We start from the raw sequence: 26222 nt of genomic DNA on the forward strand, positions 1-26222 counted from the left end.
TAAGGTCGTTTCCTTACAAAACGCAAACAGCGGGCCGCTGGCGACAATTCGCCTGCAAGCCGCCCGAATTCTGTCGGACACCATGAATATGCCCACCTGGTTGACGGTTACCTTACTGACGTTGATGGCCGGCATGGCTATGCCGCTGGGCGCTATTGTTGCGAGTCTTGAACACATCCACCCAGACTGGCTGGAAAAAGAATTTCGCCACTCCGTGATGGCGTTTGGTGGTGGAGCGTTGTTCTCGGCGGTGGCCTTGGTATTGGTGCCCGAGGGCATTGAAGAATTGCCCGCCCACTACTCGGTTTTCTGGTTTGTGCTGGGAGGCTTTGTCTTTTGCGGGCTCGACATTTTGTTAGCACGCCATAACAGTCCAACGACGCAGCTTGTGGCGATGTTGTCCGACTTCATTCCAGAAGCAATGGCTTTGGGCGCGGCGTTCAGCACCGGTGGCAACACAGGCGTTCTGCTCGCGATGTTGATCGGTCTGCAAAATCTTCCGGAAGGTTTTAACGCGTACCGCGAGATGACTCAGCGGCCGAACGTTCCGAGTTTGCACATTGTGCTGGTGTTTGGCTTGCTGGCGTTGCTCGGCCCGGTCGCTGGCCTGGGTGGCTATTTCTTTCTCGCTCAGTTTCCGGCAGTCGTCGCGGCGATCAAACTTGTCGCAGGGGGTGGCATTTTGTTTCTCGTCTTTCAAGACATCGCTCCCCAAGCCCGGCTCGAGAATACCTGGGCTCCGGCACTGGGCGCCGTGCTCGGCTTTGCGCTGGGTGTGCTGGGACACGAGTTGCTCCCTTAGTTTGGAAAATTCTCGATCGCCATCGTGAACCCTGGTCCTTGGTGCTGGTCTATCCTGGCAGAATCTTATTTACGCATTGCCTGAGCAACCTTAGGCCAGGCATTAACCAGGAGTGATCTGGTGTTTTTCTCGGTGACAACTCGGCCAACCTTCAGCTCCCTCGGGACCAAACCACAACCGGTGGAACCGCAACCGAGGACGAGGCCCATGGGCTTTTGACGCGCCGATTTCTCAACTAATCCAACGAGAAAGGCTCTTCGTCGAAAGCGGCGAAGAGCCTTTTTTCATGCCTTGCGGGATAGTCGCTGTTGGTATGCGATCTTCGATTTTGAATCGAAGTGCCGTTGGTTCAATTCCAACTCCCGCAGCCTTTGAGCCAGGAGCATTCCTGGTTCAAACGCGAGGAACGACTGCCGATTCGGAGTACACGATTTAGGATCCGTAGGTTGTGGGTTCGAGTCCCACCGTCCCGACTTGTCAGTAAACGGGGCGTAGCTCAATTGGCAGAGCGACGTAAGGACTCTGGTCAACACTTCGTCGTTTCTCGTTTTTTAACCCACTCCCGGTATCACTTCTGATGCCGGCCAAGATCGAGAGGCCCCGCAGCGGGCTGCGCTCGGTGATCCATTCTTTCCCATCCCATTTCACGTTGCCAACAGGAACTGATTCCATGGCGAACAAGCAGCTATTCGGAAACAAGAAGTCGAAGCGACCGCGAGCCAACGCCCAGAACAACGCCGGCGGGATCGCCTACCATCTGCCGCCCAAGCAAGCCTTGGCGCAGTTGGCAACGACCGGCTGTTTGTCGAGCACGTTCTACGTGTCGGCGCAGCAGCAGCTAGACGACATGGTGAAGCTGGCCGAACGGATCGACGACAACGTCTTCCTGGCGAAGCTGGCGATCTATGCTCGTCAACGTGGAATGATGAAGGATATGCCGGCGGCGCTACTGGTAATCTTGTCGACCCGCGACAACGAACTTACGCATCAGGTCTTCGATCGCATCGTCGATAACGGCCGCATGCTGCGGAGCGTTTTCCAGATGGTTCGTAGTGGGCAGTTTGGTCGCACGGGTTTGTCTTCCAGCTTGAAGCGGGCGTTTCAGCGTTGGTTGAACGAGGCTTCGACGCAAAAGCTATTGTCCGCTTCGATCGGCAACGATCCTTCACTGCGCGACGTGTTGCGAATGGCTCGTCCGAAGCCGAAGGATAACCAGCGTCGTGCGCTGTTTGGTTGGTTGACCAACAAGCCGGTCGCCCAGTGGGCTCCGGCTACGCTGGCCGACTTGCCGGAAGAAGTGCGGCGTCTGGAAGAATACCGTCAGGCGAAGTACGCCGACTATCAGGTTCGCCTGCTGGAAGGCCTGAAGGTTCGTTGGGACATGCTGGCCGATAAGGCATTGGACGACAAGGTCTGGAAGGAAATCGCCAAGCAGATGGGACCGCAGGCACTGCGGATGAATCTGAACACGCTACTGCGTCATGGTGTGCTGCGTGGTTTCCGAGGTAAGCCGGACGCCGAAATGGTTTCGATGATTGCGAAGCGATTCGCAGACGAGAACGAAATCAAGCGTTCCAAGCAGTTGCCTTACCAATACCTGGCGGCGTACAAGTTTGCTGACGAAAAGATGCCGCAAGCGATCAAGGGGGCGCTGCATCGCGCCGCGGAGATCGCTTGTCAGAACGTTCCGCAGTTGCCAGGTCCCGTGCTGATCGGGCTCGACGTCTCTGGTTCGATGCATTGGCCAGTGACCGGTTACCAAGGCTTCGGCGCAACTTCCGCAATGAAGTGTGTCGACGTTGCGGCTTTGTTCGCGGCAGCCATTTTGCGTCGCAACCCAGACAGCGTCGTCGTGCCGTTCGATACGGCCGCTTACGAAGCTCGCATCGATCCGAACGATTCGATCTTAAGCTTGTCCGAGCGGTTGGCTCGTTACGGTGGTGGTGGAACCAATTGCTCGAAGGCATTGGAAGCCGCCAACACACGTTACGCCGATCGTCCGTTCGTGGGTGCGGTTCTGCTCAGCGACAACGAGAGCTGGGTGACGTCGGGTCCTTCTTACGGAACGAGTCAGACGGAAGTGATGCAGCAGTGGCAGAAGTTCGTCGGAAATCAGATGAAGCTGCGTGGACACGAGATCGCGTCTCCGAAGCTGATCTGTATCGACTTGCAGCCGAACAAGACGACTCAGGCACCTGACCGGAAGGATATCTTGAACGTGGGAGGCTTCAGCGATGCGGTCTTCCAGGTCGTGGCATCATTCCTCGAGGGAGACGCCGGGCAGTTTGTTGCTCAGATCGAAGCGACAAACCTGTCGTCTTGAAAACTCGAAATTTCAGAAACGCCTCGGTTCCCAGCGGACTCAGGCGTTTTTTTCGGTTCGTCATGCCGTTTCCCCCCACGAATCGGGCTGGATGGGGCATAATATGGTTGTGACGCTGCTTTGTTGGACCAAAATAGAATCGTTCACAATCCCCGCCATATTCCTTCTCCCCCAGAAACGAACATGAAGCTTTCTCGACGTATCTGGCTGAAGCTATCATCCGCTTTTGCCTGGACCGGTCCGGCAGCTTTGGCCCAAGCCGAAGATGCCACCGCCACGACCGCAGCCCCCATCGATCCTGCCAAACCTTTCGGCGATGAATTCAAGCAACTCGACTCCCTGGCCGTCGGCAACTGGTGGGAGAAGAAGCCGAAGGGAAAGAACATTCCTCCTTCGCTTATCGTTCCTCGCAACGAAGTGGTCGCCTTCGTGGTTTACACGCAGGCCAACGGCGTCTTGAAGATGACCGCCCAACTCTTTCCTTTAAAGCCAGACGAAGCCCGCGTCGCGCGTCTAGAAGTGCAGAAGGATGGCGAGTGGACCGAGATCGCTCGTGAAGAGGTGCTGTTCCCAGGCTGGAGTGCGCACTTCCGCGTGGAAGATTGGGATGGCACGAAAACGGTTCCTTACCGCGTGCGTCACGGCAACGACGCGATGTTCGAGGGAACGATCCGTAGAGATCCCGTCGACAAGAACGAGATCGTCGTCGCCAATATGTCGTGCAACTCTTCCCGCACGACCGGCGAACGTCACGAGATCGTCGAGAACCTGCTGCATCAAGATCCGGACCTGCTGTTCTTCGCCGGCGACCAGACCTATCGTCATACCGAACACACCGCTGGCTGGATCGAATTTGGTTTGCAGTTCCGGGATGTCTTGAAAGATCGACCAACGATTTGCACGCCCGACGATCACGACGTGGGCCAGCCCAATCTTTGGGGCGAGAACGGTCGGCTGTCGACCTTGGCGGGCAACGCCGATGGCGGTTTTATGTACCCGGCCGAGTACGTCAACATGGTGCAGCGACAGCAGTCGTGGCATCTGCCAGACTCGCCCGATCCGGCGACCATCGAACGCGGCATCACGGTCTACTTCACCAGTATGAAAGTGGGTGGCGTCGACTTTTGTATTCTGGAAGATCGCAAATTCAAGAGCGGCCCTGCCGGTAAGATTCCGCAGATGGGACCTCGCCCGGATCATATCAACGATCCGAAGTACGATCCCGCCTCGATCGACCTGCCAGGCCTCGTCCTGCTGGGCGAACGCCAGCTCAAGTTCCTGAAAGATTGGGGACAAGACTGGAGCGACGTCGACATGAAGTGTGTTCTGTCGCAAACCGCTTTCTGCGGTGCCGTGCACATGCATGGCAGCGAAACAGGTCGCTTGCTGGCCGATCTCGACTGCAATGGCTGGCCGCAAACGGGTCGCCGAAAAGCACTCGAAGAAATTCGTCGTGCCAAGGCGATCCACCTTTGCGGTGACCAGCATCTGTCGGTCGTCGTGAAGCATGGCATCGACCATTTCGGCGACGGCCCGTTCGGGTTCACCAGTCCGGCGCTCGTCAACACGATCTACGGACGTTGGTGGCACCCAGAAGATGAAAAGCCAGGCCCGAACCCAGTTCCCGATAGCCCGCTGCCGTGGACCGGCGATTTCAAAGATGGCCTGGGCAACAAGATCTCGATGATGGCGTACGCCAACCCGCCGAACATCAAGGACGAGAAGCAACGTGCCGATGGTTATGGCCTGGTTCGCTTCAACAAGCAGAGCCAGCAAGTCACCCTCGAATGCTGGCCACGTTTCTCCGACGCGAAGAAGGGAAACAGCGAGCAGTTCCCAGGCTGGCCCATTACCGTGGCGGTTGCCGATTACGATGGCCGCAAGCCGGTGGGCTTCCTGCCAGAGTTGCGTTTCCCGGAAGGCACCAACCCGGTCGTTCAGGTCGTTCACGACAACACCGGCGATGTCCTTTACACGCAGCGGATTCACGGTACCTCGTTCCGCCCGCCGGTCTACGCAGAAGGAACGCATACCGTTCAACTCGGTCAGACCCAGATCAACGAAACGACACTCGCTTCGCTGGCCATCACCGAAGATGCCACGCCGATCGAAGTTGCTTTCGCCTAGTCGGTAGTTCCGCAAGAATCAAAAAGAGCCTGGCGAGTATTTCGCCAGGCTCTTGGCATGCGCCTAGTTACCAAACTTTTGCCGCAACTGTTTCTGCTTCGCATCGGCCTGCTGCGTGATCGCTTCGTGCCGGGCCAATGCTTTTCGCAGCTCGGCGATCCGATCGGCCGACTCGCTACCGGCAAGCGATGGCGTCAGGTCGTTCTCTTCCAGCGGATCCTTAAGAACATCGTATGCTTTGCCGTCGGCATAGACTTTGTAGCGAGCGTCCCGTACATGCTGCGACGCCTTGCCACGCTGGCCATCGCGTTGATACCAGCAGTAAATGAAATCTTTCTCGCGTGGTTTTCCCTCGAAGACCGGTTTCAAGCTGATGCCATCGAGAGCATCCTTCGGCTCCGTTTCGACACCGGCAACTTCTTGAACCGTCGGAAAGACATCGCTGAAATCGACCAGGTCCGACACGACCGAGCCCGCCTCGATCTGGCCTGGCCAACTCGCGATGAAACCGACATGCGTGCCGTTGTCCTTCGTACTTGCTTTGCCCCCACGGTAGTCACGACCATGGAAAGGTGTCACGATGCTGGTGTAGGTGCCGTTGTCTCCGGTCCACAGCACGAGGGTATCCCCGCGAAGCTTCAATTCGTCGAGCTTGTTGATCACTTTGCCGACCATCTTGTCGGTGTATTGAACCATGGCATCCCAATACTTGGGACCTTTGAATCCGCCTGGCTCGCTCTTTTCGTCACGCCACATCGCCGGGTCCCAATCGGGATGATCGGGCGTCGGCAGAAATGGCCAATGCGGAGCGATCATCGGATAGTAAACCAGAAACGGCTTCTCCTTGTTCGCTTCCATGAAGTCACAGATGTAGTCGCTGACCACGTCTGGGCCAAACTCGCCATTCTTGAAATCGACTTCTTTGCCATCGATTTCCAGACCAGGATTCGGATAGCGACTTGGCCGACGCGTTAGTTGCCAAAGGCAGTAGTGATCGAATCCAAATTTGCCGGGGCCTTCAAAGCCGCCACCCAGTTGCCACTTGCCAGCGATACAGGTTTCGTAGCCAGCATCGCGCAGCACATTCGCGAACGTGGTCACGGAAGGATCGAGCAGGCCGAAGCGAATGTAGTTTCGGTTGTTGTAAATACCGGTCATGATCTGCACCCGAGATGGCGTACAGAGTGGCTGCGAATGGGCGTTCTCGAATCGCATCCCTTCCTTCGCCAGCCGATCGATGTTGGGCGTCGGGTACGCCTGGCTGCCGTAGCATCCGAGGCACTCGTACCCAATGTCATCCGCCATGATGACCACAATATTGGGTTTCTCCCGCGGAGCAGCCTCGGCGATCACGATCGGCGTGAAGAGGCCCAGCAGCATCAGAAGCGAAAGACACGACGGCATTCGGAAAGCAAGGCAACGAGCCAGAGCAGGGGAGGAGAACATGGCAGACCTTGTGACGAAGACAACATCGCCGGATGCATTCGCCGACGATGCCATCAACCAGGGATTTTGGTGGGGCCGAAACCATCGTTTCGGGGAAACACGGCTAGGCAAAGGCTGCGTGCCATTCCGCTCGTATTCTGCTCTCTGGGAACGTCACCGTCAAATTTCGTATGCGAGAGAATTAGGCAATCGATCGTCCACTCGAGACCGCTCCGAAGAAGGGCAGGCGAACGGTGTGAATCCAGCGTACAATCGAAACCACCGAGGCTTCATACGACTTCGCAATTTGCGCCGCTTTCCGTGGCGATGTAGCAAATGGCGAATTCTCGATGAAGTTTCCTCGGAGCATCTTCCCTCGCGTCCATTTCACGGAACAATGGCACGCGACCCACTGCTACTTCCACCTGCACGCTTGCCTTGAGGAAGGGAGAGGATGATCTCACTCCCGCGCCGCAAACGATCTCCTACGAAACGTCCAACGCACAACGCCTATCCGATGGGATGGGTTCTGTTTTGCGTGATGGCGGCTTCGGTGATGTGCGGCGTCGTCTGGCATGGTCGAGCCTTCGTGATGACGGGCACATTGCTTTTGGTGGTGGTGGTCGGTCTGATCTTGCCGCATCTTTCCTTGCGGAAGATCTCGGCCCGTCTAATTCCCCTTCAACCTCGCGGCCAGGTCGGCAAACCAAGTCCGCTTCGGGTCGAACTTACGAACACCAATCCATGGCCGTGGGGAACCACCGTCACGCAGCTCAGCGAACGTTCTTCGGTCGCTCATCCCGAAGGCAAACTGCATCCCGTGATGATCAGTCGCATACCGCGACATGGGACGAGTTCGACGGTCGTCGAGCTAGAACCTACCGCGCGCGGGCTCTTCCCTGAAGAAACCGGCACACTGCTGACACGCTTTCCCTTTGGATTGAAGACTTCCCAATCAACATTCTCGATTCCACGACGCATGATCGTTTGGCCAGAACTCGTCTCGATCTGGAAACGCTCCAGCGACTCTCGATTCGCAGGGTACGATCGTTCGACTGCCAGTCAGCAGCGATTCGGTGACGAAGGGGACATCGCCGGACCAAGGCCATATCGACCAGGCGAGTCACTGCGTCGTGTACATTGGCGACACACGGCCCGCCGAGGTGAGTTGATTGTCTGTGAACGCGAGTCTCGTTCATCCCGCCGACTGCGTGTCCGGCTCGAACTTCAGGCGGCAAAAGATACGTCCGCGGAACGGGAAGCGTACGAAGCGGCGATTACGATCGCCGCGAGCCTGGTATCGGACGCAGTCGCCTCGGGCTGGCATGTCGATTTAGAACTGCCTGGCTATCCGGCCTGGGATGGCATCGATGGGGTCGGCCTCAACGCGGTGCTCGACTTCCTGGCGACCTTCGATGCCCAAGGACTGCGCGAAGAAGGCTCGGCTTCGGAAACAAAACGTCGCGATTCAATTCGCTCGGTTTTAATCACGCAGCGTGACTTCGATGCTTCGACTTCGCTGGCACTGTTCGACGAAGTGATCACCACCAGCGTGAATCAGCCACCAACCGCAATCCGCTGCGACTGGTTCCCGCCTGGCAGCCCTTGGCGTGAGCAAATCGCCCAGACAGGAGAACGGATTCATGGCTAACCGAATTCCTGTTTCGCGAATCGAAGTGTTGACGATTCTGGCAGCGCTGGGTGGGATCACCGCGGCGAATGCTTCGATTTACTCGGATCGTTCTGCAGCGATTGGTCTCGGTATCAGCCTGGCCTGGGGGGCCGCGGTGGCAATCATCTTCCTGCTGATTGGCGAACTGGAACGTAACGCGGCGACTCGTCAGCGACGCAACTTTCCGCCGCTGCTTCAGGCCGCCGTCATGTGTACGGCATTGTCGATCCCAGTCTTAAGATCGCTGGCCTTTGACGAATACGAACGCATTGACTCGCTGCTGATGGAATCGATGCGGAACCTGTGTGCGACGTCGGCGATCTTCACCTTCGATTCCGTTCGGCGACGGGCCACGCTCTTCGTGGGCATGTTGCTCGTCTTGTTTGCATTCACGTTAGAAAGCTCGCTGGTGGTGACGCTTTGCCTGCTGTTCGAGTTGATCGTCGTCACCATGTGGCTAACGGCGAACGATCAGCACAACTGGCAATCGGAGAAGCACGTCGCCCAGGCCATTCCCTGGAAGTGGGACTTCGTTTCTGGCTGCGTCGTGCTCGTCGCGGTCGGGTTCATCGGCACGACGCTTTTGTACTCGGACGAGCAGCGAAAAGTGGACGAGCGATTCGATCCGATTGCCCGGCAGCAGCGATCGGACCAACTGAAACGGGACTACTCGTTTCAGAAGGATGAGGACGAAGAAGCGGTCGTGGAACAAGCCACCGAGAAGGCCCTCGGCGCCGATGCCTCGAAATCCAAAGAGGCCGGAGCAGGGGAGGGGGCCCAGAAGAAAGAAGCCCAGAAGGACCTCTATCGCCAGTTCTCGACGATCCGCAGCGGTGCGGATGGCGATCAGGAATTCAAACGCTTGTTCAGCCTGGCGACCAATCAGATTCGCCATATCCCTTCGACCAACTACGATCAGTTCAATGGCAAGCAGTGGCTGGCCGATAAGAAGTCGCAGCTTCCAGCGATGACGGCTCAGATCGCGGATAACCAAGGTCTGACGAAGCTGCTTAAGGCGGAAGATCTCGATTACTCGAAGATTACCAACCTGCCTGACATCAACGACAAAGACTTCCTCGAGCAGACCCGAACGATGCTGATGCGTTCGATGAGCGAAGAAGGGGCCGGCACACTCGCTCCGGAACTGAATGAGATCTCGCCTGATCGCTTGCGACAACTGCTCGAGAGCTCTCCGGATTGGTCAGGCGAAGCATCGTTGGTGGTTACCCACTACGAATTGCAAGCCTTGGCCGAGCGAATGCGAAGCGATCCGGAACTGCTTTGGAAGTTTCTGGCAAGTTCTCGCGGCAACGAATACAGCCACACCAGTGTCCTTCGTACGCTGCAGCGATGGCGTGATCGGCAAGACAAGCCGCTCCTTCCCCAAGAGATGGCGAAGCTCCTCGAAACCTGGACGGCCGGCAGACGAGAAGGCTGGGACGAAGTGATGGGGGTTGTCGATGGTTTGCGAAAACATGCCGAGTATGACCCGCAAGCGACGGTTCCTCCCGAAGAAACCGACTCCGTTTTCTACTTCCTAGTCAAGTCGAAGCGTGGGCCGGACTATTTGTTCGCATCGTCCGCCGTGATCTTACTCCGTTCGCTGGGCTACCCGTCGCGACTCGTCGGAGGTTACTACGCGAAGGAAGAAAAACGTTCGTGGCTCAACGGCCAACTGCCGATCGAAGAAGACGACGTTCACTACTGGGCTCAGGTCAAACTCGACAATCGCGTTTGGGTCGACATCGAACCGACGCCTGGTTTCGAGATCCCCAGCCCCAATGGCGGCGGACGCCCCATGTCGTTCTTAGCGTTCTGGGATTTCCTGGCCGACCATGGGATCCGGATCGTGATTGGGCTGATCTGCGTGTGGGCTTTGGTTCGTGTCTTGCAGAAGCCGATCCGTCGCGGATGGATCTATTGGTCGTGGCGACTGGGGCTGAATCGATCGCCGCGACAGATCGTTTACCTAACGCAACGACTCCTGGACGCCCGTCTGCAATCGGCCGGACTGGCAACTTCCAAGGGACATTCATTCGCCAGGGCGATCTTGCCGCTAGGGCCGAACGAGGCCTGTTTGCGTCAGTATTACGATCTCGGCCAGCAAGCCATTTATCACGACGGTCGTGATTCGGACGATGCGTTGAAAGCAGATCTTCGCGCGGCTTCGTTGGCCGTGGTCGCGTGGCTCTCGCCGCGACGCCTGAAAGATGCTCGCCAGGCACAATCCACTTTGACGAAACCTACTTAGAAGGACCGAAGCGTGGCTTCATCCAGCGATCAGGCAACCACCTCCATGGAACTCGACTTCGATGCCGCCGGCGTTCTCGATCGACTGCGCAGTCGGCTGAACGATCACTTGCGAGGCAAACCTGAAACGGTCGAACTGGTGCTGGCCTGTTTGCTGGCTCGCGGCAACATCTTGATTGAAGACCTGCCAGGACTCGGTAAAACGACGCTCGCCAAAGCATTGGCCGAAGCGATCGGAGGGAGCTTCTCACGGGTGCAGTGCACGCCAGATCTTCTGCCAGGAGACGTAACCGGCTTCAACATCTACAACCAGCAGATCTCGCAGTTCGAGTTCCATCAGGGTCCGGTCTTCGCCGATGTGGTCCTGGCCGACGAAATCAATCGCGCGACGCCGCGGACCCAAAGTGCCCTCCTGGAAGCGATGGCCGAGCACCAGGTCACGATCGATAACCATACCTATCGCTTGTCCGACACCTTTTTCGTGATCGCCACGCAAAACCCCGACGAACTGCATGGCACCTTTCCACTGCCGGAAGCGCAGATGGATCGGTTTTCGATGAAGATCAGCATTGGCAATCCCGACCGCGAAAGCCTGATCGGATTGATGAAATCACGCGGCGGGGTGCTGGAAGGTTTCCAGGAATCGAGCGACGCCGTACTCGATCGGGCTCAGCTGTTGCAACTGCAACAGTGTGCCGCGGCAGTCGAAACGGGCGAGATGCTGTTAAGCTATATGGCCGACCTGGCCGAAGCGTTGTCGAGCGATGCCACCTTCACCGGGCATGTCAGCCCGCGAGGTGTTCTGCAGTGGCTGCGTTGCTCGCAGGCCTGGGCATTCTTGCAAGGAAGATCGTTTGTGACGGCCGACGACGTGCAGCATGTCGCCGTGCCCGTCCTCTCGGCCCGCTCGACCAGCAACATGAACCAGAACCGCGAAACGATCACGGACCTGATCGCTCAAGTCGCGGTGCCGTTCTAACGCTTATTCGCCGTCATCGAGGCGAACGCCTTCGCCGACCATTTTGACGACTTGCTCTTCGCCTCGATAAACCCACGCTTCCAGATCGTTGCCATACTTCGACTCGATCTGGTCGCCAATCTCGTTCACCGAGGCAAGCGCGGCCTCGAAGGCTTCTTCCGTCTGGGCGTCAGCGGGCTGGAAACACTTGGCCTGACGATCTTCTTCGTCGAACTGAGCGGTCCAAGGCTCGAACACGAGGTTGACCTGATGGTTCGGTGCGTCGGGATCGTACGCTTCTTTTTCTTCCTTCGTCGCTGTGCGGCCACCAAAGTCTGGCACCGGACTTCGAATGGCAGTCCACGCCATCTCTCCGTTGGGCGAGAAGCGAATGACAATCATCCCAGGCGTCCACTCGACGCACCAATAGACGTCGTTGTCGAGCAGGACGTAGCTGTATCGAGCCAGCATGTGCAGGATGGCGGCCGGCCCTTGCATGTAGTCTTCGGCCGACAGAGGCTGCATGGTGTCAATCGCACGGCGCAGATAGTCGGCGTCGTCGTCTGCAACCGGGGCGGTGAACATGGCCGGAGCCTTCTTTTTCTGCTCGACCAGAATGATGTACCGCATGGGAAACTCTCGATTAGCGAACGAAGGTGTCTGGAAGCCCCGCATTTTATGAAAACGTCGTTCGATCCGCGAGAACCCGCACTGCCACAACGATTGTCGCCGGCTGGAAGCGTGTTAGGGCAAACTCGATACCATCGCTTCGGGCTATCGGGCGAAGCGAATTCCGCTAAGGATTAAAGCCGCGAACTCTCTGAAAAACATGTATTTTCTTACCAAAGCTTCCGTCTGGATTTACCGATTATCAAAACCAAGAGAGGTTGCATTTCGCAATCTGGCAAGGTAATATTTGCTTCAACTTGACTCTGTTTTCGTTCGCAAGAAACGGTCTTTGATGTCCTCCCAGCACACTCAGGACGATTCGGCTCAGCCAAGCCCGGCACGGGTTTTGGCGGGTGCGTCGCGTCGCTGGCGAGCATTTGAAGCAAATCTCTCGAACAACATCACGCCGTTCCGGGCGTTTCTCGTTGTCTTTTATGCTCTGTGGGTTGTGGGCGGTTTGTTGCAAACCGACTTTGGCCGCACGGGCAAACCGACCAGTCCACATGCTCAAGACTGTGGACAGGCCGAGGTATCTGAGTTTGAAGCCGAAGGCAAAATCGAACTCCAGGTGTTTGCATTGTCCCCAACGTGGGGCATGCCAAGCTACGAACTAACGGCAATTCCGGTCATCGATGACCGTCAGCCTGTTAATTCGATTCAGCTCCACACCGTTTCTTTCCTGCGTGGGCCGCCGGCTGTCTAATTACACCGGTTCTCTACACCCATCTTGCCCATCAATTGTCTTAAGCATCGCGGTTTACACGCCTAGCTCGCTCGAACGCATAGCGTAGCCTCCATCTACTGTATGCATTCCTGCGTTGTGGGTCACCGCTTACACCCTCCCACTGCTGTACAAGACTTCAAGAGTGTTCCTACGGGAGTGCTCTGCATGAAGCGCCAAAGTCCAACCCATTTATCAACTTAACAGGTGTAGCATGCGCAAGCTTTTTCAAGCAGACGCATCCGGTGCGCCCCGACTGTTTTCGATGCGAAACATGGTCGGCGCGGCGCTGATTGGTGCGGTGGTCATGATGACCACGGCCGCGACGGATTATGCGTTTGGTCAACACGAAAACAATGGGCCGAGCCCGATTATTGTCGGCCAGTCGTTGCAGCCTAAAGACTCCAAAGTGGAAGTCGCGGCTCCGAAGGCAGACAAGAAGGGAAAGTCCGACGACCTGAAGACGCGTCCCATTGGCAGCCGTGTATTCAAGGCGATCGTCGAAGTGGCCCATCCCGACGAACTGAAGCCCGGTGAAGCGGTTGACGTTTCGCTGGCGACCCTCCATGGCGGCGGTGCCCATTCGGAAACGATCCTGAAACACGTCTTCGTTCATTCGGTCGAGCGTGTCCCGGGCAGCGAGAACCAGACGCCCCCACCTGAAGAAGCCGAAGACGCTCCGGTGGTGGTCGAGCATGGACACGAACAACCAGAAGTTTTTCCGACGCGCGTCGTCGGACTGCTCGTCAACGGCGGGCAGTTAGAAAAGATTCGCCTGGCAGAAGCGCACGGCATTCTGCGGCTTTCGATTCATCACGAAGCAGCGCACGCTGGCATGCTGGCCTCGGTGATGAACAACTTTGTTACCAACTTGTTCCAGCCTTTGTTGCTGTTCTTCTTCATGGGTTTCGCGATTCCACTGCTTCGCGTTCCCTTCGAGTTTCCTAAGGCTCTGTACCAGAGCTTAACGATATACCTGCTGGTCGCAATCGGCTGGCATGGTGGCGAACTGATGGCTGAATTGCCATCATCGGAACTGGCGGTCGCCGGCGGGTTGGCCGCAGTGGGGTTCATCGTGAATGGTATCATCGGGTTGTGCGCGACGTGGATGTTGCGGACTTTCACCCCGATGCGCCGGATCGATGCGGTGACCGTCGGTTCCTATTATGGATCAGACTCGGCAGGTACCTTTGTGACCTGCCTGGGCATCCTGGCAACATTGAATTTGTTGCACGACAGCTATATGCCGGTCATGTTGGCCGTCATGGAAATTCCAGGCTGTCTGGTTGGTTTGTTCCTCGTTTCGCGTCTGCGTCGAAGCGGTATGGACAAACTTGGTAACATGCCGGACGAGCCGGGCTACATGGGCGACGCTCATGCCATGACCGTGACTTCGCCGGCTGCTGAAGACGTTTCGGAAAACGCCGAAACGCACGAGCATCACGGTGAACCGGTCGCCAAGAGCGTCGGTGCTGCCGTTGCTCCAGCTCATAAGAGCGCCTTGAACTTGAAGCTTCTGCACGAAGTCTTCCTCAACCCAGGCTTGTACATGTTGTTTGGCGGTATCATCGTCGGCTTCATCAGCGGTCGCCAGGCGATCGTTGACCCGCATGTGGTCGAAGGCCCGAACAACTTGTTCCTGGTGCTGTTCAAAGGTGCCTTGTGCTTGTTCCTGTTGGAAATGGGTATCACCGCTTGCCAGCGTCTGAGCGATCTCAAGACGGCCGGCTTCGGTTTCATCCTGTTCGGCGTGCTGGCCCCAGTGCTGTTCGCCACGTTCGGGATGGTTGCCTTGCACGGTTACAGCATGGTTCTGGGTCACGCGTTTGAGCCTGGTACGTATGCTTTGTTTGCAGTGCTGTGCGGTGCTGCTTCTTATATTGCGGTTCCCGCGGTTCAACGAATTGCGATTCCAGAAGCCAGCCCTACGTTGCCACTTGCGGCTTCGCTCGGTCTGACCTTCACCTGGAACGTGACCCTTGGCATTCCGATCTACATCGAAATCGCCCAGCACATCATCCAGTGGTTCCCGATCGCCTAGTTCGGCCCACGGAAGATTCGCAACGAATTAACTGCAGACATAACAAGGAACCATATCGATGATTACGACCAAAGTTGCGCGGCGCATTACGATTGTGCACGACGCCGCGCTGAAAGAATTGATCTTCGATCAGATCGAAGTGTTAGGCGCTGCGTGCTACCACTACCTGGAAGTCGAAGGCAAAGGCCGACATGCCGTGACAGGCGATCCGTACAACGGCGGAAGACTGCTCCGCGTCGAGATCGTGACCACGCAGGCCATCGGTGCCAAGATTCTGGACTGGATTCATGCGGCTCAGTTTGCCCAGTTGAATCAATACGCGTTGTTCGCTTTTGCTGACAACGTGGAAGTCGATGAACGTGATCAAGCGATCACGCAGACAATTTAAGGGGCTACGAACGCCCTGTCATGCGACCTCCCCCAAAGCCTGCGTAGAAGCTCGCTTTTACGCAGGCTTTTCCCTTCGACATGCCGTTGGCCTGAATACCTCCCATTTCTCAGCTCGCCCTGGAATCGACGTCATATTTCCAGGCTCCCCATACAATTCGCTCAATTAATCCTCGATCAAACAAACTGCCTCCGTCGCGACTCGACACTTCGCCTGAAGCGTCGTTAGGGCTGTGGCTCCAGGCAGCTTGATCACCGAATGTGGTGGCCGAACCATGGCCACGCGTACAAACTTTGACCAGCCCGGAATTCGCGAAACTATACCGATCTGTCTGTCATCCAACCCGATAACCATTAAGCAACGTCCCTTACTTAAGGAAATCGGAAAATGACAACGCTCACACTGTCTCATGTGATCATCAGCTTGGTAGCCATCGCGGCCGGACTGGTCGCTTTTTATGGAATGACGGTGAACCAGCGATATCCTCGCTGGACGGCCGTTTTCCTGGTCACGACGATTTTGACCAGCCTGTCCGGTTTCCTGTTTCCCATCACCAAAGTCACACCAGGCATCGTGTTTGGTGTGCTCAGTCTGATCGCCTTGTCGCTGGCGACGGTGGCGTTGTATGCGAAACACTTGCGGGGCGGCTGGCGAGCGACGTACATCGTGACGGCGATTTTTTCGCTGTACTTGAACGTGGTCGTCTTGATTGTCCAGTCGTTTCAGAAGATCCCGGTTTTACATGCCTTCGCTCCAACTCAGAGCGAACCGGCTTTTATGGCGACACAATTGATTACCCTGGTGGCATTCCTGGGGTTTGGTTACCGGGCAATAGCCCACTTCGCCCAAGAGGCGGCACCAACGAAATTGAGCAATCGTGCAGCCTGATCGCTCGATTCTCCTAGGTGTCCACAAAAAAACAGCCGCTGCCCCGAGTTCGGGTAGCGGCTGTTTTTTTTAGTCATGAAGCAATGAAGCGTCTTAGGCGTGGGCAGCCTTGTCGGACGAAGCGGCTTCGCTGATCTTGTCTTCGACTTTGTCCAGAATCTGACCGACGGTTGCCGCAACGCTGATCAAGGCAAACCCGGTGAAGATCAGGTTCACGCCCACCAGCACGCCGATGGCCCACAAGCCCGAGTAAGGCCACTGGGTCAGAATCATTGCCCCCAGAACCCAGGTAATCACACCGCTGAGCAGCATCGCCAACCAACCGGTTGCCGGACGGTAGCTGAAGGCGGCGATAATCTTCCAGACGCCTTCGGCCAGGAAGTAAGCTGCCAGAAAGAACGTCAGGATGGTCAGGCCGAGAATTGGATGCAGCAGGGCTGAGATACCACCCAGCACCGTCACAATGCCCAGGATCAGCGGCATCAGCTTGTGCGAGAGACCTTCGGCCTGCAAACCGCTGGCAATCTGAGCGATCCCGGCGATCAGCATCACGGCGCCCACGATGTAAACGACAGCCGTGCCGGCGATCAATGGCGAACTGACCGAGATCATTCCCATCAGGACCGTCAAAATGCCCATGATGTAGAGCCAGGTTACGTTTGGATGCTTCTTTTCAGCCATGATGTTCTTCCCCCAATTTGTGACTGTTTATTGTGTCGATTGTATCGATCGCAACATTGCGAACACAACGAAAGTTTCGACAGATTCATCCCCGCGACGACCTGCCTGCTTTGTCACCGCCCCCATTTGAATGCGGGCGAGCGACCACGTCAGGCGAGTTTTTTCGGGTATCCACGGAAGCTTAGCACCTAAAGCGTGACACCGGGGGGAACCTAACCACGAAGGAGCATTCCGGGTTAAGAATTGGCGACGCTGAGCCTTTTGCGCAAAGATGGCCGGCCGCCAACATACGCCACTGCTCCCATGGCTGAAAAGAAAGAGCGGTTCCTCTCTGCCCGCTGCGCAAAGCGAGAAAGGAACCGTCTGTTGCCGTCGAATAAATTAGAGACGCGATACTGGTCGCTTAGACCAGCACCGGCTCTTGCGATGGATGCTCTTCCTCGGCCGAATCGTTCGCTTGTGGCGGCTCGTCGTTTGAGTGCTCTTCGCTAGGATTCATCTCTTCACGGAGATGCTCGAAGTCAGGCCTGGCAGCTATCGGAACCCGATGGGTGAACAACATGCCGTCCATCTTCTCTTTCATGTTGCATGCCAGTTCGCTGAGTGACAAACTTGCATCGTAAGTGTTCATGATGCCATGGACCGAGTCTTCCAACAGACTGTCGATCGAGGCCAATTCGCGATTGATGGCGTCGGTTTCTTCCACCGAGCTATCCATGCTCGCCCGGGCTTCTGTCGAGCGACGCACGACACCTTCCACCTCACTGCAAAGCGAGGCGGCACTTCTTCCTTGCTGTGCGGTCAACTCGGCCAGTTCGTTGGTCGTGCCCAGCAGGTTTTCGAACAGCGAGACGACTTGCTTGGTCGACTCGGTCGAAATTCGCGTCGTCTGTTGAATCGCGGCAATTCGCTGCTCAACGGTTTGAATGGCCGACGCCGTCTGATTGGCCAGGTCTTTCACTTCGGTCGCCACCACCGCAAAGCCTTTTCCCGCTTCACCGGCCCGGCTCGCTTCGATCGTGGCATTCAAGCTAAGCAGATTGGTTTGTTCCGCGATCTGCTTGATGAGTCCCACCACATCACCAATTTCGGAAGCGGCGGTCACCAACCGATCGAAATTATTCGAATTGTCCGAGACGATCTTCGATGCGGATTGGGTCGCCGACGATACCTCGTTGGCATGCTGTGTCGCGTTCTCCATCACGTTGACCAAGTTTTGAATCGATGAGGAAGCGTCGGTCAGCGAATCGGTCACCGAACGAATCGACGACGAGGCCTCTTGAATCTTCTCGAACATCCGAGCGACGTCCTTCGTGATCACTTCGCTGCGATCACGCGACTTGGTCAGATCTCGTTTGATCGACTCTGCTTCGGCGGTCAATTGTTCTCCCGAAGCAGCCAGCGTTGTCGCACTGCCAGCGCAGATCTTGCCTGCTTCGGTCAAACGTTCGAGCACCTGATTGAAGCTCATCGCGATCTGCCCCAGTTCATGGTCACCCTCCGGCAATCGCGTATCGAACGATGCCTTTCCGGTCGCAATATCACGAATGGCGTGAACGAGTTTCTTCGTGCCCGATGCGATCGAATGTGTCGAGTGGAGCCCCAGACCGATACCTGCCAGCAGCACAGAACCAGAAATCAGGAGCATCGAGAGAAACTTGAAGAATGCTGAATTAGCGATTTCGGAAGCACGCGTTTTGATTTGGTTTGCTTGCGCCATCTGAATCGCACGATAGTCACCGAGTCGGGCCGTTTGAACTCTCCACCATTCGGACGGATTAATGTGGAATTGATCACTGTCGTTCGATGCGACAACGATGCCAGAGATCTCAGCGGCTCGCTGAGCATGTTCCGCTTGGGCGGCGTTGGCCAACATCTCGCGTAGATCGGAAGAGACCAGCGAATCGAAGTGACGCAAGTGCTCTTCCTGGGCACGCTTGAGTTCAGCGATGGTATGTCGCAACTTCTTGTCGGCCTTCTTACCTCCCAGTGCCTGAGAGACACGGGCACGTTCAAGGCCGGCGAATTCTTTGGCAAATGCCAGTGACTGGGCAGCGATCAGGATCCGGACCAGTTCGCCATCGGTGACCGATTCAGAACACCGAATCGCCTGGTTCAGGTTCTGATTGATGCAGCCGGTGTACGTCGCCAGGATCGGCGGTGCAGGGGACATGGCATTCACGTCAAGCCGAGCCTTCTTCACGTCGTCGACTGCCTGATTGATCCTCTCCGCATCTTCTGCGGTAATTAGTCTATGCCGCTCACCTAACGCCAAGACGTTGGGCAACTCCGCGATTACCTTGTCGGTTAGCAGTCGCTGATCTTTCAGTTCGCTTGAGAACGCCGAGCCCTTGCTGGCCAGGAAGCCAGCGCTCATTCCACGTTCCTTTTGCAATTCGTGCGTCAGGTCGCCCAAGTAATTGGTGACGTCGACAATCTCAGGCGTGCGACTCGCGCTGACATAGGTATCCCAGTTCCCTTTGACCTGCCACCAGGCGAAGAGAAACAGCGGCAAAATCGTTACCACCAGCAACAATTGCAACTGCCGTCGAATCGTCATGTTCCATTTCATTGAACTGCCCTTCGATGCTCTAGCAAGAGAAAACCTGCCCAAAGGTAGTTCAACCGGAACCGCCCAACCCCTCCTTCAAGGGCATTTACGCCTTGCCGCATGCCCGACTTCAGGTCGTTCGGGTTAGGTTGATCGTGTCGTTTTCAAGTGGTCACGATCTGTTCGCGTTCGTGGCCACAACCGTCGAGTCTGGCCGTCTGATGACCATCCACTGCGGGTTTACAGACGAATCTTCAATCCCATGTCGGTCTTCATCGCCAACAGCGCTTCGGCATTCCCTTTGGCGTCGTCGACAGGATGGTGCGTGTGCCGCGTGCGGCGGAGATGTTTGAAGTTCTTAAAGGTATCATTGACCAACCCCTTGTAGAGCGAACCGAGATTGCTGGAGCTAAATCCAAACGGGTTCTTCTGAAGGAAGTGGTGAAAATACCAATTGATAAATTGCCAGTCGAAGCCATTGTTGTCGGAGATGAACATCACGCGGCCGTCGCTCTCTTGCTTCAGCCAATCGGCAAATTGCTGCATCACCAAGGCCGGCTCGTCGAAGGACATTGTCTGCTCGCGAGTGAAGCCAGATACGGCTAACGCGTCGGGGATCCACCGATCAGAGATCGGCTTTAATTGTCCGTAGAATGTTCGCTTCAGACCTGGTTCGACCAGCACGGCCCCGAAGCAAACCATGGAATAATCTCCTGGAATCGGCCCATCCGATTCGACGTCTACCATGACGTAACTCATTGCATTCCTCTTTCATGCTTTCTCATATTTCTTTCGATTCATCGTAATGAACGCCGATGCCAAAAGAAATAGTCGCCGTAATGCAATCGCGAACATGGGGCAGGGGAGGGCGCAAAAAAAGATCGACGACGGGAATCTCTCGTCGTCGATCTTCGTGGGCAATTTCAAGCGTTTGCCGGATGTCAGCTTCGACCTCTAAGCCTTAGTTGGCGGAGATGTCGTAGCACAGCAGCAGGTCATGATCGCGAATGTAGAGCTTGCCGTTGGCGATCACGGGATGAGCCCAAGCAGGTTTGTCGGTGCGATCGGGCTGCTCGAAACGTCCCAGTTCGACGTACTCTTCTTTGTTCGGCTGAATCAGCACCACGGTGCCTTCTTCACTTCGCAGGTAAAGCAAACCGTCCGCCATCGCGAGGGCTCCCTTCGGAGCGCGACGTTCACGCCACAGGACGTCGCCAGTCTTGAAATCGAGGCACGACAGAAAACCGCCGCCGTTACCACCGTTGGCACCGTACAAGCAGTCGTCGACGACGATCATGCCGCCGTGATGGTTCTGCATGTTCGAGGTGAAGTAGACTTCTTCGGCGTCGAACGTGCCGTCCGACTTCTTGTTCAACTTCACGGCGCCACCACCATTGCCATAAGCGGAAGCAGCGAAGACAAGGCCGTCGTGATAGATCGGCGTCGAGCAGTTAATCCCCATGCGGTTGGCAGGACGATCGTAAGTCCACAGAACGTCACCGTCCTCGGCATCGACACCCACTAAAGCCTTGGAGGTAAACTGCACGTACTGACGCTTGCCATCGACATCGAGAGCAATTGCCGACGAGTATGCCGCATCGGGACGCGGGCCACCACGGCCTCCAGGACCACGGCGACGACCTTCGCCTGGGCCATTTTCTTCCCGAGGGCGTTCTTCCGCGGTTGGCTGAGGCTCTTCTTCGCTTGTCTTCGATTCCCAGATCGTTTCACCGGTCATCTTATTCAAGGCGACCATCGTGGCCCCCTTACCGCCTGGGGTAAAGATCACCTTATTGCCATCGACCAGTGGGGACTCGCGATAGCTCCATGGTGGAATCGCGCCGTCGTATTCGGTCTTCAGATCACGCTGCCAGACGATCTCGCCATCGACAACCTTCAAGCAGGCGACGTTGCCAGCCATACCCATGACATACATCAAGTCGCCGTCGACAGTCGGCGTGCAGCCAGGACCTTCTTTCGATTGCGGCATCCCTTGCTGATAGGCTGCGCCCAGTTTCGAGACCCACAGCTCTTTGCCCGTCTCTTCCGACAGGGCCCAGACGACTTCATCCGAGCCGCGGTTACTCATGCCGAAGATTCGTCCATCGGCGATCGATGGGGTACTGTCGCCGCCGCCAAGCTTGGTCACTCGCCAGGCGAGTTTCGGGCCATCGGCCGGCCAAGCCTTCAATAGACCTTTTTCCTGAGAGATGGCATCTCGGTGGTTACCTTGCCACTGAGGCCAGTCGTTTGCTTCTACAGTCTTCCAAGAGAGTCCGGCAACCAGCGTGGCACCAACCAGCAACGCAAAACAACGCATCTAAATATCTCGCTTTATTTCGTAACGGTTCGTGGAGGAAAGAACCCCTTCATCCAGGAAACGACATCTGCCGCGCTGCTCGCTTCCTCAAAATCGGATGAATTTTAGGCCACCCGCCCAAGGCGGCGATAGAACGATCCTCCGGATTCCTACCCTATTCCTCCAAATTCGGCCAATCCGAATCGAAGGGCCTGGAAACCCAACCCTATTTCCGGGCAAGTGTTTCGGACGAAATGAGATCAGGGCACCGATTGGCCATAAATCCTTGGGAAGGCCAGAGCGTTGCCCAAGGTTGCTTCGGTTTGCCGGCGGTCTGCCAGTGGACACTATTGAGACCCAATTGCCATAACTGCAGTCTCAACAAGATCGCTTCTTGAGAGTGACTATCTTTTGGCACAAAATGCAAGTAACAGCCACGTATAGGGTTAGTACCCGGTGGATTTTCCCGATACCGGTGGTACCATTCGGAGAGAAGTTGAGACTGCACACGATGATGTAGCTACCGCCAACCAGTCGTTCAGGCTCGCGATTTGCACCGCTAATCTCCCTGCAACAAACCGTTGCCTATCGGTGATAACGCACCCATCCAAAGAGCAATCAAGACGCTCTTTTGCCAGAATGAAAGGACAAGACAATGGATCAGGCAGTGATTGATAAGTTGAACGAAATTCTGAAGCACGAGTGGACCGGCGTGGCTCAGTACTCGCAGGCCGCCTTCGTGGTGACCGGACTTTGGCGAGAAGTCTATAACGAGATCTTCCTGGAAAGCGCCAAAGAATCGTTCGGTCATGCCCGCACCATTGGCCAGAAGATCGCTGCCCTGGGCGGCGTTCCAACGATCGAACGTAACCAGGTCAAGCAAACGGACGACCTCTACGAAATGCTGCAGAACGCCCTGGAATTCGAATCGAAGGCAGTTCAGCTGTACCAAGAAGTGCTGTCGATGGCTGACGGCAAGAATCGCCCGCTCGTGGTTCTGCTGGAAGAAATCTTGCTGGAAGAGCAAGACGGCGTCGACCAGTTCACGATGATCCTGAAGGATCCGGCTGTCGCAGCCCAGGCCAAGGGTGGCAGCGCCACGAAGGCCGGCTAGAAGCCGCCGACCGCATAAGAGAAACGCGCAGGTATTGTTCCGGTGATACCCAGGTAATCCCCAGGCACTTACCGGAACAATACCCGTCTCTTACGCCGATTCCGCATGCCATACACGCAGAGCTGGCGGAGTTGAATTGGTGATGCGGCCCGAAACATACGAGCTTTCTTCCGTACGGGTTACCTTCAGGGTGACCCGTTCGCGTTTTGCGGAAACGATTTCAGGCAAAGCACTTGCGATACCTAAAGCGGTACGCAGGGCAGCGAGCGATTCAGGGGCAACTTGAACGCTGGACTGGGTAAACCAGCCAACGCGTGCACCGCCATAGCTTTGCTGACGAATTTCCACGAATGCCTGACCCTCTCGGTCGAAACAGTTCACGACGAGGGTCCGGTCGCGGTCTCCGGTCGAAATCGTTTCGACCACTTGCTCGGTGGGGTAGGCCATAGATGGTGAGAGTGCTATCGACAAAGTTCAAATTGATATCAAGTCTCAGTTCGTCACCATTTTGCGGAGTTAGGCGTCCGTCGTCAATAAGAAAAATTGTAAATCGCTCAAAGGGCGGGGCTTATTGACGGTTCTAGCGAATGCCAGTATCATTTCGCGTTTCCCCCGGCATATTGTGCCTCCACTAGTGAGGCTTTCCTCGGACTTCTGCTCCTTGGGCCCCAGGATCAACGTTATCCTCTATGGCCTGCGGGGGCACTAAAATGAGGCCAGCAATCGGCTTACGTCGTTGCTATCACCTCTTGGAACCACGGTCATGGCAGTACCTAAGAGAAAACAGTCGAATTCCCGCACCGGCATGCGTCGTGCACACGATGGCCTGAAGGGCAAGCAGCTTACGCTGTGCCCGAACTGCTTGCACGAACGCCGTGTTCGCGTGGCCCTTCCGACCCACGTTGTGTGCCCAGAATGTGGTCACTACATGGGCCGCAATGTGATTCCTTCGAACGAAGCCGCCGAGTAACACAACCCGGCCTTCCAAACGCTGTAGACCGCTGGGACAATGCGCGAACGGAGTGCAGTCGCTCCGTACGGGCAGACCTCGACCAGCGGTCTGTCGTCTTCGAAGCCGGATCGATAGAAGGACACGCACGCGATGAGCAAGATCGCATTCCTATTTCCTGGACAAGGCGCACAGACCGTCGGAATGGGGAAGTCCCTCTACGACACGTTGCCGGCCGCGAAGGAATACTTCGATCGAGCGAACGAAATCCTTGGCTACGACCTGGCTGCGATTTGCTTTGAAGGTCCGGCTGAAAAGCTCGATTCGACCGTTCATAGCCAGCCCGCGCTGTTTGTCACCAGCATTGCTGCGTTGGCACAACTGCGTGACCAGACGCCAGACGTTCTGCTATCGGCCGAAGCGACCGCAGGGCTCAGCCTGGGTGAATACACCGCCATGGTGTTCGCTGGCGTGATGGAATTTGAGGACGCCCTGAAGGTTGTTCAGGTACGTGGCGAAGCGATGCAGGCCGCCTCTGATGCCGTCCCTAGCGGCATGGTGAGCATTCTTGGCCTGGAACAAGATGCTGTCGAAAAGATCTGTGACGAAGCTCGCGAAGATGGCATTCTGCAAATCGCCAACTTGCTTTGCCCAGGCAACATTGTCGTCTCCGGCACCAACGCTGCGTGCGAACGCGCAGCCGAGATCGCTGAAAAGAGCGGGGCAATGAAGGTCATTCCTTTGGCTGTCGCCGGGGCGTTCCACACCGAGATCATGCGCCCCGCCGTCGAGAAGCTGACCGCCGCTCTGGCGAACGTCACGCTGAGCGCCCCAAAGATCCCGGTCATCTCCAATGTCGACGCCCAGCCGCACGACGATCCAGAAGAGATCCGATCGCTGCTCCAGCAACAGGTCTGCTCGCAAGTACGCTGGGAACACTCGATGCGATACCTGCTCGATCAAGGCTTCGACGAATTTTACGAAATCGGTGCCGGCAAGGTGCTGCGTGGCCTGATGAAGCGAATCAATCGCAAAGTGGCTTTCACCGGCGTGGAAGCCTAAAGCTCTCTCACCAACTAACCACCCCTCACTGAACCAACTTAGTTAGGCTAGATTCCCATGAGCGACACTGTCTGGAACGCACTCCCTGTTGATCTGAGCGGCAAAGTGGCCGTCGTCACCGGCGCTTCGCAGGGCATTGGTCAGCAGATCGCCATTGGCCTAGGCCTGCGTGGTGCCAAGGTCGCCTGTGTCGCCCGTAGCGTCGACAAGCTGGCTCAGACCGTCGCTACCATCAAAGAAGCAGGTGGTGAAGCCGAAGCTTTCCCTTGCGACGTCACCTCGCGTGAAAGCGTTGAACAGCTGATCGACAAGATCGCAGACGACTGGGGCAAGGTCGACATCCTGGTGAATAACGCCGGCGTGACCCGCGACAACTTGCTTCCTCGCATGACCGACGAAGAATGGGATACGGTCATCAACACGAACCTGCGTGGCATGTTCCTGTTCTCGCGAGCCGCCTCGAAATACATGATGCGAGCTCGCTTTGGCCGAATCATCAACATCAGCAGCGTCTCGGGCATCATGGGCAACCCGGGCCAGACGAACTACTCCGCATCCAAAGCTGGTATGATCGGCTTCACACGCAGCCTGAGCCGTGAACTGGCTGGCCGCAAGGTAACCATCAACGCCATCTGCCCTGGCTTCATCGAATCGGACATGACCAAGGCCCTGGGCCCGGCAGTCGAAGACGAAGTCAAGAAACGCATTCCAGCCAAACGCATGGGCCAACCAACCGAGATCGCTGATGCGGTCCTGTTCCTGGCCAGCGACCATGCCGCCTACGTCACCGGTCAGGTTCTGACTGTCGACGGCGGTATGACGGGCTAGCAAACCGTGGAAACGCCTTTAGTGACATTGACTTAGACAATGTATTTTCACTAAGAGCGTCTTTCCGGAAATTTAAGATGGATCGGGTGGTGTCCACCTTGACCCGTTTTACTTGGGTCATCTATCTTGTTGAGCTTGAAACTTCATAAAAAATCAACTTAGGTCACCATAGAGGACCGAGCTTATCGGTCTCTTTGCCCCAAAACGGAGGACACGTCGTGTCGGTTGAAGAGCGTGTAATCGAAATTGTTGCGAGCCAGCTTGGTGTCGATAAGGAAAAGGTTTCCCGTGATAGTTCCTTCGTGAACGACCTGGGTGCCGACTCCTTGGACATGGTCGAACTGGTCATGGAATTGGAAGAAGAATTTGATATCGACATCCCGGAAGATTCCGCGGATAAGATTGAAACCGTCGGCCAGGCGATTGACTACCTGGAAGAAGCCAAGAATTCCTAATTGGCTCATCAAATCCTTC

The 26222-nt window shown here is 56.3% G+C and carries 23 protein-coding genes and 1 tRNA gene; 17 read left to right on the forward strand and 7 right to left on the reverse strand.

The features are described from left to right. The first annotated feature begins 88 nt into the window (after positions 1-88). The 4 genes from AB1L30_RS15680 (at position 89) to AB1L30_RS15695 (ending at position 5252) form a co-directional block, all read left to right on the forward strand. Entirely contained in the window at positions 89-802 is a 714-nt protein-coding gene (locus AB1L30_RS15680) for a divalent cation transporter (RefSeq protein WP_367014369.1), read from the forward strand. A 292-nt stretch (positions 803-1094) separates the two neighbouring features. Continuing rightward, a tRNA-Gln gene (locus AB1L30_RS15685) sits at positions 1095-1170 on the forward strand. Between the two features lie 302 nt (positions 1171-1472). Further along, a complete protein-coding gene (locus AB1L30_RS15690) occupies positions 1473-3125 on the forward strand; it encodes a TROVE domain-containing protein (protein WP_367014370.1) in 1653 nt (550 codons plus the stop codon). A 183-nt stretch (positions 3126-3308) separates the two neighbouring features. Beyond that, positions 3309-5252: a metallophosphoesterase family protein gene (locus tag AB1L30_RS15695; RefSeq protein WP_367014371.1), complete on the forward strand. Its 1944-nt coding sequence runs from the start codon at positions 3309-3311 to the stop codon at positions 5250-5252. A gap of 63 nt (positions 5253-5315) precedes the next feature. On the opposite strand, the gene AB1L30_RS15700 is transcribed toward AB1L30_RS15695, so the two are convergent. Beyond that, positions 5316-6698, reverse strand: coding sequence for a sulfatase-like hydrolase/transferase (locus AB1L30_RS15700; protein WP_367014372.1), 1383 nt, complete (start codon positions 6696-6698; stop codon positions 5316-5318). 433 nt (positions 6699-7131) lie between these two features. Between AB1L30_RS15700 and AB1L30_RS15705 the strand changes: the two genes are divergently transcribed. The 3 genes from AB1L30_RS15705 to AB1L30_RS15715 are packed head-to-tail and all read left to right on the forward strand — an operon-like array spanning position 7132 to position 11578. Next, entirely contained in the window at positions 7132-8328 is a 1197-nt protein-coding gene (locus tag AB1L30_RS15705; RefSeq protein WP_367014373.1) for a DUF58 domain-containing protein, read from the forward strand. After that, a complete protein-coding gene (locus AB1L30_RS15710) occupies positions 8321-10600 on the forward strand; it encodes a transglutaminase-like domain-containing protein (RefSeq protein ID WP_367014374.1) in 2280 nt (759 codons plus the stop codon). The genes AB1L30_RS15705 and AB1L30_RS15710 overlap by 8 nt, the downstream gene beginning before the upstream one ends. 12 nt (positions 10601-10612) lie before the next feature. Further along, a complete protein-coding gene (locus AB1L30_RS15715) occupies positions 10613-11578 on the forward strand; it encodes a MoxR family ATPase (RefSeq protein WP_367014375.1) in 966 nt (321 codons plus the stop codon). 3 nt (positions 11579-11581) lie between these two features. On the opposite strand, the gene AB1L30_RS15720 is transcribed toward AB1L30_RS15715, so the two are convergent. After that, a complete protein-coding gene (locus AB1L30_RS15720) occupies positions 11582-12187 on the reverse strand; it encodes a hypothetical protein (protein ID WP_367014376.1) in 606 nt (201 codons plus the stop codon). 331 nt (positions 12188-12518) lie between these two features. On the opposite strand from AB1L30_RS15720, the gene AB1L30_RS15725 reads away from it, so the two are divergent. The 4 genes from AB1L30_RS15725 to AB1L30_RS15740 all read left to right on the forward strand — a co-directional run bounded on the left by AB1L30_RS15725 (position 12519) and on the right by AB1L30_RS15740 (position 16264). Next, complete coding sequence (locus AB1L30_RS15725; protein ID WP_367014377.1) at positions 12519-12929, forward strand: hypothetical protein; 411 nt, start codon at positions 12519-12521, stop codon at positions 12927-12929. A 232-nt stretch (positions 12930-13161) separates the two neighbouring features. Beyond that, the gene (locus tag AB1L30_RS15730; RefSeq protein WP_367014378.1) at positions 13162-14988 is read left to right on the forward strand and encodes a sodium-dependent bicarbonate transport family permease; all 1827 of its coding nucleotides are present in this window, start codon (positions 13162-13164) and stop codon (positions 14986-14988) included. A 58-nt stretch (positions 14989-15046) separates the two neighbouring features. Then, a complete protein-coding gene (locus AB1L30_RS15735; protein ID WP_367014379.1) occupies positions 15047-15376 on the forward strand; it encodes a hypothetical protein in 330 nt (109 codons plus the stop codon). A gap of 387 nt (positions 15377-15763) precedes the next feature. After that, a complete protein-coding gene (locus AB1L30_RS15740; protein ID WP_367014380.1) occupies positions 15764-16264 on the forward strand; it encodes a hypothetical protein in 501 nt (166 codons plus the stop codon). Between the two features lie 93 nt (positions 16265-16357). Here AB1L30_RS15740 and AB1L30_RS15745 read toward each other — a convergent pair whose 3' ends face one another. The 3 genes from AB1L30_RS15745 to AB1L30_RS15755 form a co-directional block, all read right to left on the reverse strand. Then, positions 16358-16945: an HdeD family acid-resistance protein gene (locus tag AB1L30_RS15745; RefSeq protein ID WP_367014381.1), complete on the reverse strand. Its 588-nt coding sequence runs from the start codon at positions 16943-16945 to the stop codon at positions 16358-16360. A gap of 403 nt (positions 16946-17348) precedes the next feature. Next, positions 17349-19505, reverse strand: coding sequence for a methyl-accepting chemotaxis protein (locus AB1L30_RS15750; RefSeq protein WP_367014382.1), 2157 nt, complete (start codon positions 19503-19505; stop codon positions 17349-17351). A gap of 231 nt (positions 19506-19736) precedes the next feature. Then, entirely contained in the window at positions 19737-20255 is a 519-nt protein-coding gene (locus AB1L30_RS15755; protein ID WP_367014383.1) for a hypothetical protein, read from the reverse strand. 46 nt (positions 20256-20301) lie between these two features. On the opposite strand from AB1L30_RS15755, the gene AB1L30_RS15760 reads away from it, so the two are divergent. Further along, positions 20302-20454: a hypothetical protein gene (locus AB1L30_RS15760; protein ID WP_367014384.1), complete on the forward strand. Its 153-nt coding sequence runs from the start codon at positions 20302-20304 to the stop codon at positions 20452-20454. Between the two features lie 3 nt (positions 20455-20457). On the opposite strand, the gene AB1L30_RS15765 is transcribed toward AB1L30_RS15760, so the two are convergent. Beyond that, positions 20458-21816 carry a PQQ-binding-like beta-propeller repeat protein gene (locus AB1L30_RS15765; protein ID WP_367014385.1) on the reverse strand — a complete coding sequence of 453 codons (1359 nt, stop codon included), beginning with the start codon at positions 21814-21816 and terminating at the stop codon, positions 20458-20460. A 646-nt stretch (positions 21817-22462) separates the two neighbouring features. Here AB1L30_RS15765 and AB1L30_RS15770 point away from each other — a divergent pair. Then, positions 22463-22909, forward strand: a complete 447-nt coding sequence (locus AB1L30_RS15770) for a ferritin-like domain-containing protein (RefSeq protein WP_345086357.1) — start codon at positions 22463-22465, stop codon at positions 22907-22909. Positions 22910-22999: 90 nt separating this feature from the next. On the opposite strand, the gene AB1L30_RS15775 is transcribed toward AB1L30_RS15770, so the two are convergent. Further along, positions 23000-23356, reverse strand: coding sequence for a hypothetical protein (locus tag AB1L30_RS15775; protein WP_367014386.1), 357 nt, complete (start codon positions 23354-23356; stop codon positions 23000-23002). Positions 23357-23672: 316 nt separating this feature from the next. Between AB1L30_RS15775 and rpmF the strand changes: the two genes are divergently transcribed. From rpmF to acpP, 4 genes are all read left to right on the forward strand, one after another. Beyond that, positions 23673-23879 (forward strand): 50S ribosomal protein L32, encoded by a 207-nt coding sequence (rpmF, locus tag AB1L30_RS15780; RefSeq protein WP_345086361.1) that lies wholly within the window; start codon positions 23673-23675, stop codon positions 23877-23879. Positions 23880-24011: 132 nt separating this feature from the next. Further along, on the forward strand, positions 24012-24920 hold the full coding sequence (gene fabD, locus AB1L30_RS15785; RefSeq protein WP_367014387.1) for an ACP S-malonyltransferase: 909 nt from the start codon (positions 24012-24014) through the stop codon (positions 24918-24920). Positions 24921-24977: 57 nt separating this feature from the next. Next, positions 24978-25748 carry a 3-oxoacyl-[acyl-carrier-protein] reductase gene (fabG, locus tag AB1L30_RS15790; protein WP_345086365.1) on the forward strand — a complete coding sequence of 257 codons (771 nt, stop codon included), beginning with the start codon at positions 24978-24980 and terminating at the stop codon, positions 25746-25748. A 194-nt stretch (positions 25749-25942) separates the two neighbouring features. Next, positions 25943-26203 (forward strand): acyl carrier protein, encoded by a 261-nt coding sequence (acpP, locus tag AB1L30_RS15795; protein WP_199188718.1) that lies wholly within the window; start codon positions 25943-25945, stop codon positions 26201-26203. Positions 26204-26222: the final 19 nt, after the last annotated feature.

This window comes from Bremerella sp. JC817 (genome assembly GCF_040718835.1).
GTDB lineage: Bacteria > Planctomycetota > Planctomycetia > Pirellulales > Pirellulaceae > Bremerella.

Coding starts and splice junctions, on each gene's coding strand:
- AB1L30_RS15680 (WP_367014369.1), top strand. CDS start 89: ATGCCCACCTGGTTGACGGTTACCTTACTGACGTTGATGGCCGGCATG.
- AB1L30_RS15690 (WP_367014370.1), top strand. CDS start 1,473: ATGGCGAACAAGCAGCTATTCGGAAACAAGAAGTCGAAGCGACCGCGA.
- AB1L30_RS15695 (WP_367014371.1), top strand. CDS start 3,309: ATGAAGCTTTCTCGACGTATCTGGCTGAAGCTATCATCCGCTTTTGCC.
- AB1L30_RS15700 (WP_367014372.1), bottom strand. CDS start 6,698: ATGTTCTCCTCCCCTGCTCTGGCTCGTTGCCTTGCTTTCCGAATGCCG.
- AB1L30_RS15705 (WP_367014373.1), top strand. CDS start 7,132: ATGATCTCACTCCCGCGCCGCAAACGATCTCCTACGAAACGTCCAACG.
- AB1L30_RS15710 (WP_367014374.1), top strand. CDS start 8,321: ATGGCTAACCGAATTCCTGTTTCGCGAATCGAAGTGTTGACGATTCTG.
- AB1L30_RS15720 (WP_367014376.1), bottom strand. CDS start 12,187: ATGCGGTACATCATTCTGGTCGAGCAGAAAAAGAAGGCTCCGGCCATG.
- AB1L30_RS15725 (WP_367014377.1), top strand. CDS start 12,519: ATGTCCTCCCAGCACACTCAGGACGATTCGGCTCAGCCAAGCCCGGCA.
- AB1L30_RS15730 (WP_367014378.1), top strand. CDS start 13,162: ATGCGCAAGCTTTTTCAAGCAGACGCATCCGGTGCGCCCCGACTGTTT.
- AB1L30_RS15735 (WP_367014379.1), top strand. CDS start 15,047: ATGATTACGACCAAAGTTGCGCGGCGCATTACGATTGTGCACGACGCC.
- AB1L30_RS15740 (WP_367014380.1), top strand. CDS start 15,764: ATGACAACGCTCACACTGTCTCATGTGATCATCAGCTTGGTAGCCATC.
- AB1L30_RS15745 (WP_367014381.1), bottom strand. CDS start 16,945: ATGGCTGAAAAGAAGCATCCAAACGTAACCTGGCTCTACATCATGGGC.
- AB1L30_RS15750 (WP_367014382.1), bottom strand. CDS start 19,505: ATGACGATTCGACGGCAGTTGCAATTGTTGCTGGTGGTAACGATTTTG.
- AB1L30_RS15755 (WP_367014383.1), bottom strand. CDS start 20,255: ATGAGTTACGTCATGGTAGACGTCGAATCGGATGGGCCGATTCCAGGA.
- AB1L30_RS15760 (WP_367014384.1), top strand. CDS start 20,302: ATGAACGCCGATGCCAAAAGAAATAGTCGCCGTAATGCAATCGCGAAC.
- AB1L30_RS15765 (WP_367014385.1), bottom strand. CDS start 21,816: ATGCGTTGTTTTGCGTTGCTGGTTGGTGCCACGCTGGTTGCCGGACTC.
- AB1L30_RS15775 (WP_367014386.1), bottom strand. CDS start 23,356: ATGGCCTACCCCACCGAGCAAGTGGTCGAAACGATTTCGACCGGAGAC.
- rpmF (WP_345086361.1), top strand. CDS start 23,673: ATGGCAGTACCTAAGAGAAAACAGTCGAATTCCCGCACCGGCATGCGT.
- fabD (WP_367014387.1), top strand. CDS start 24,012: ATGAGCAAGATCGCATTCCTATTTCCTGGACAAGGCGCACAGACCGTC.
- fabG (WP_345086365.1), top strand. CDS start 24,978: ATGAGCGACACTGTCTGGAACGCACTCCCTGTTGATCTGAGCGGCAAA.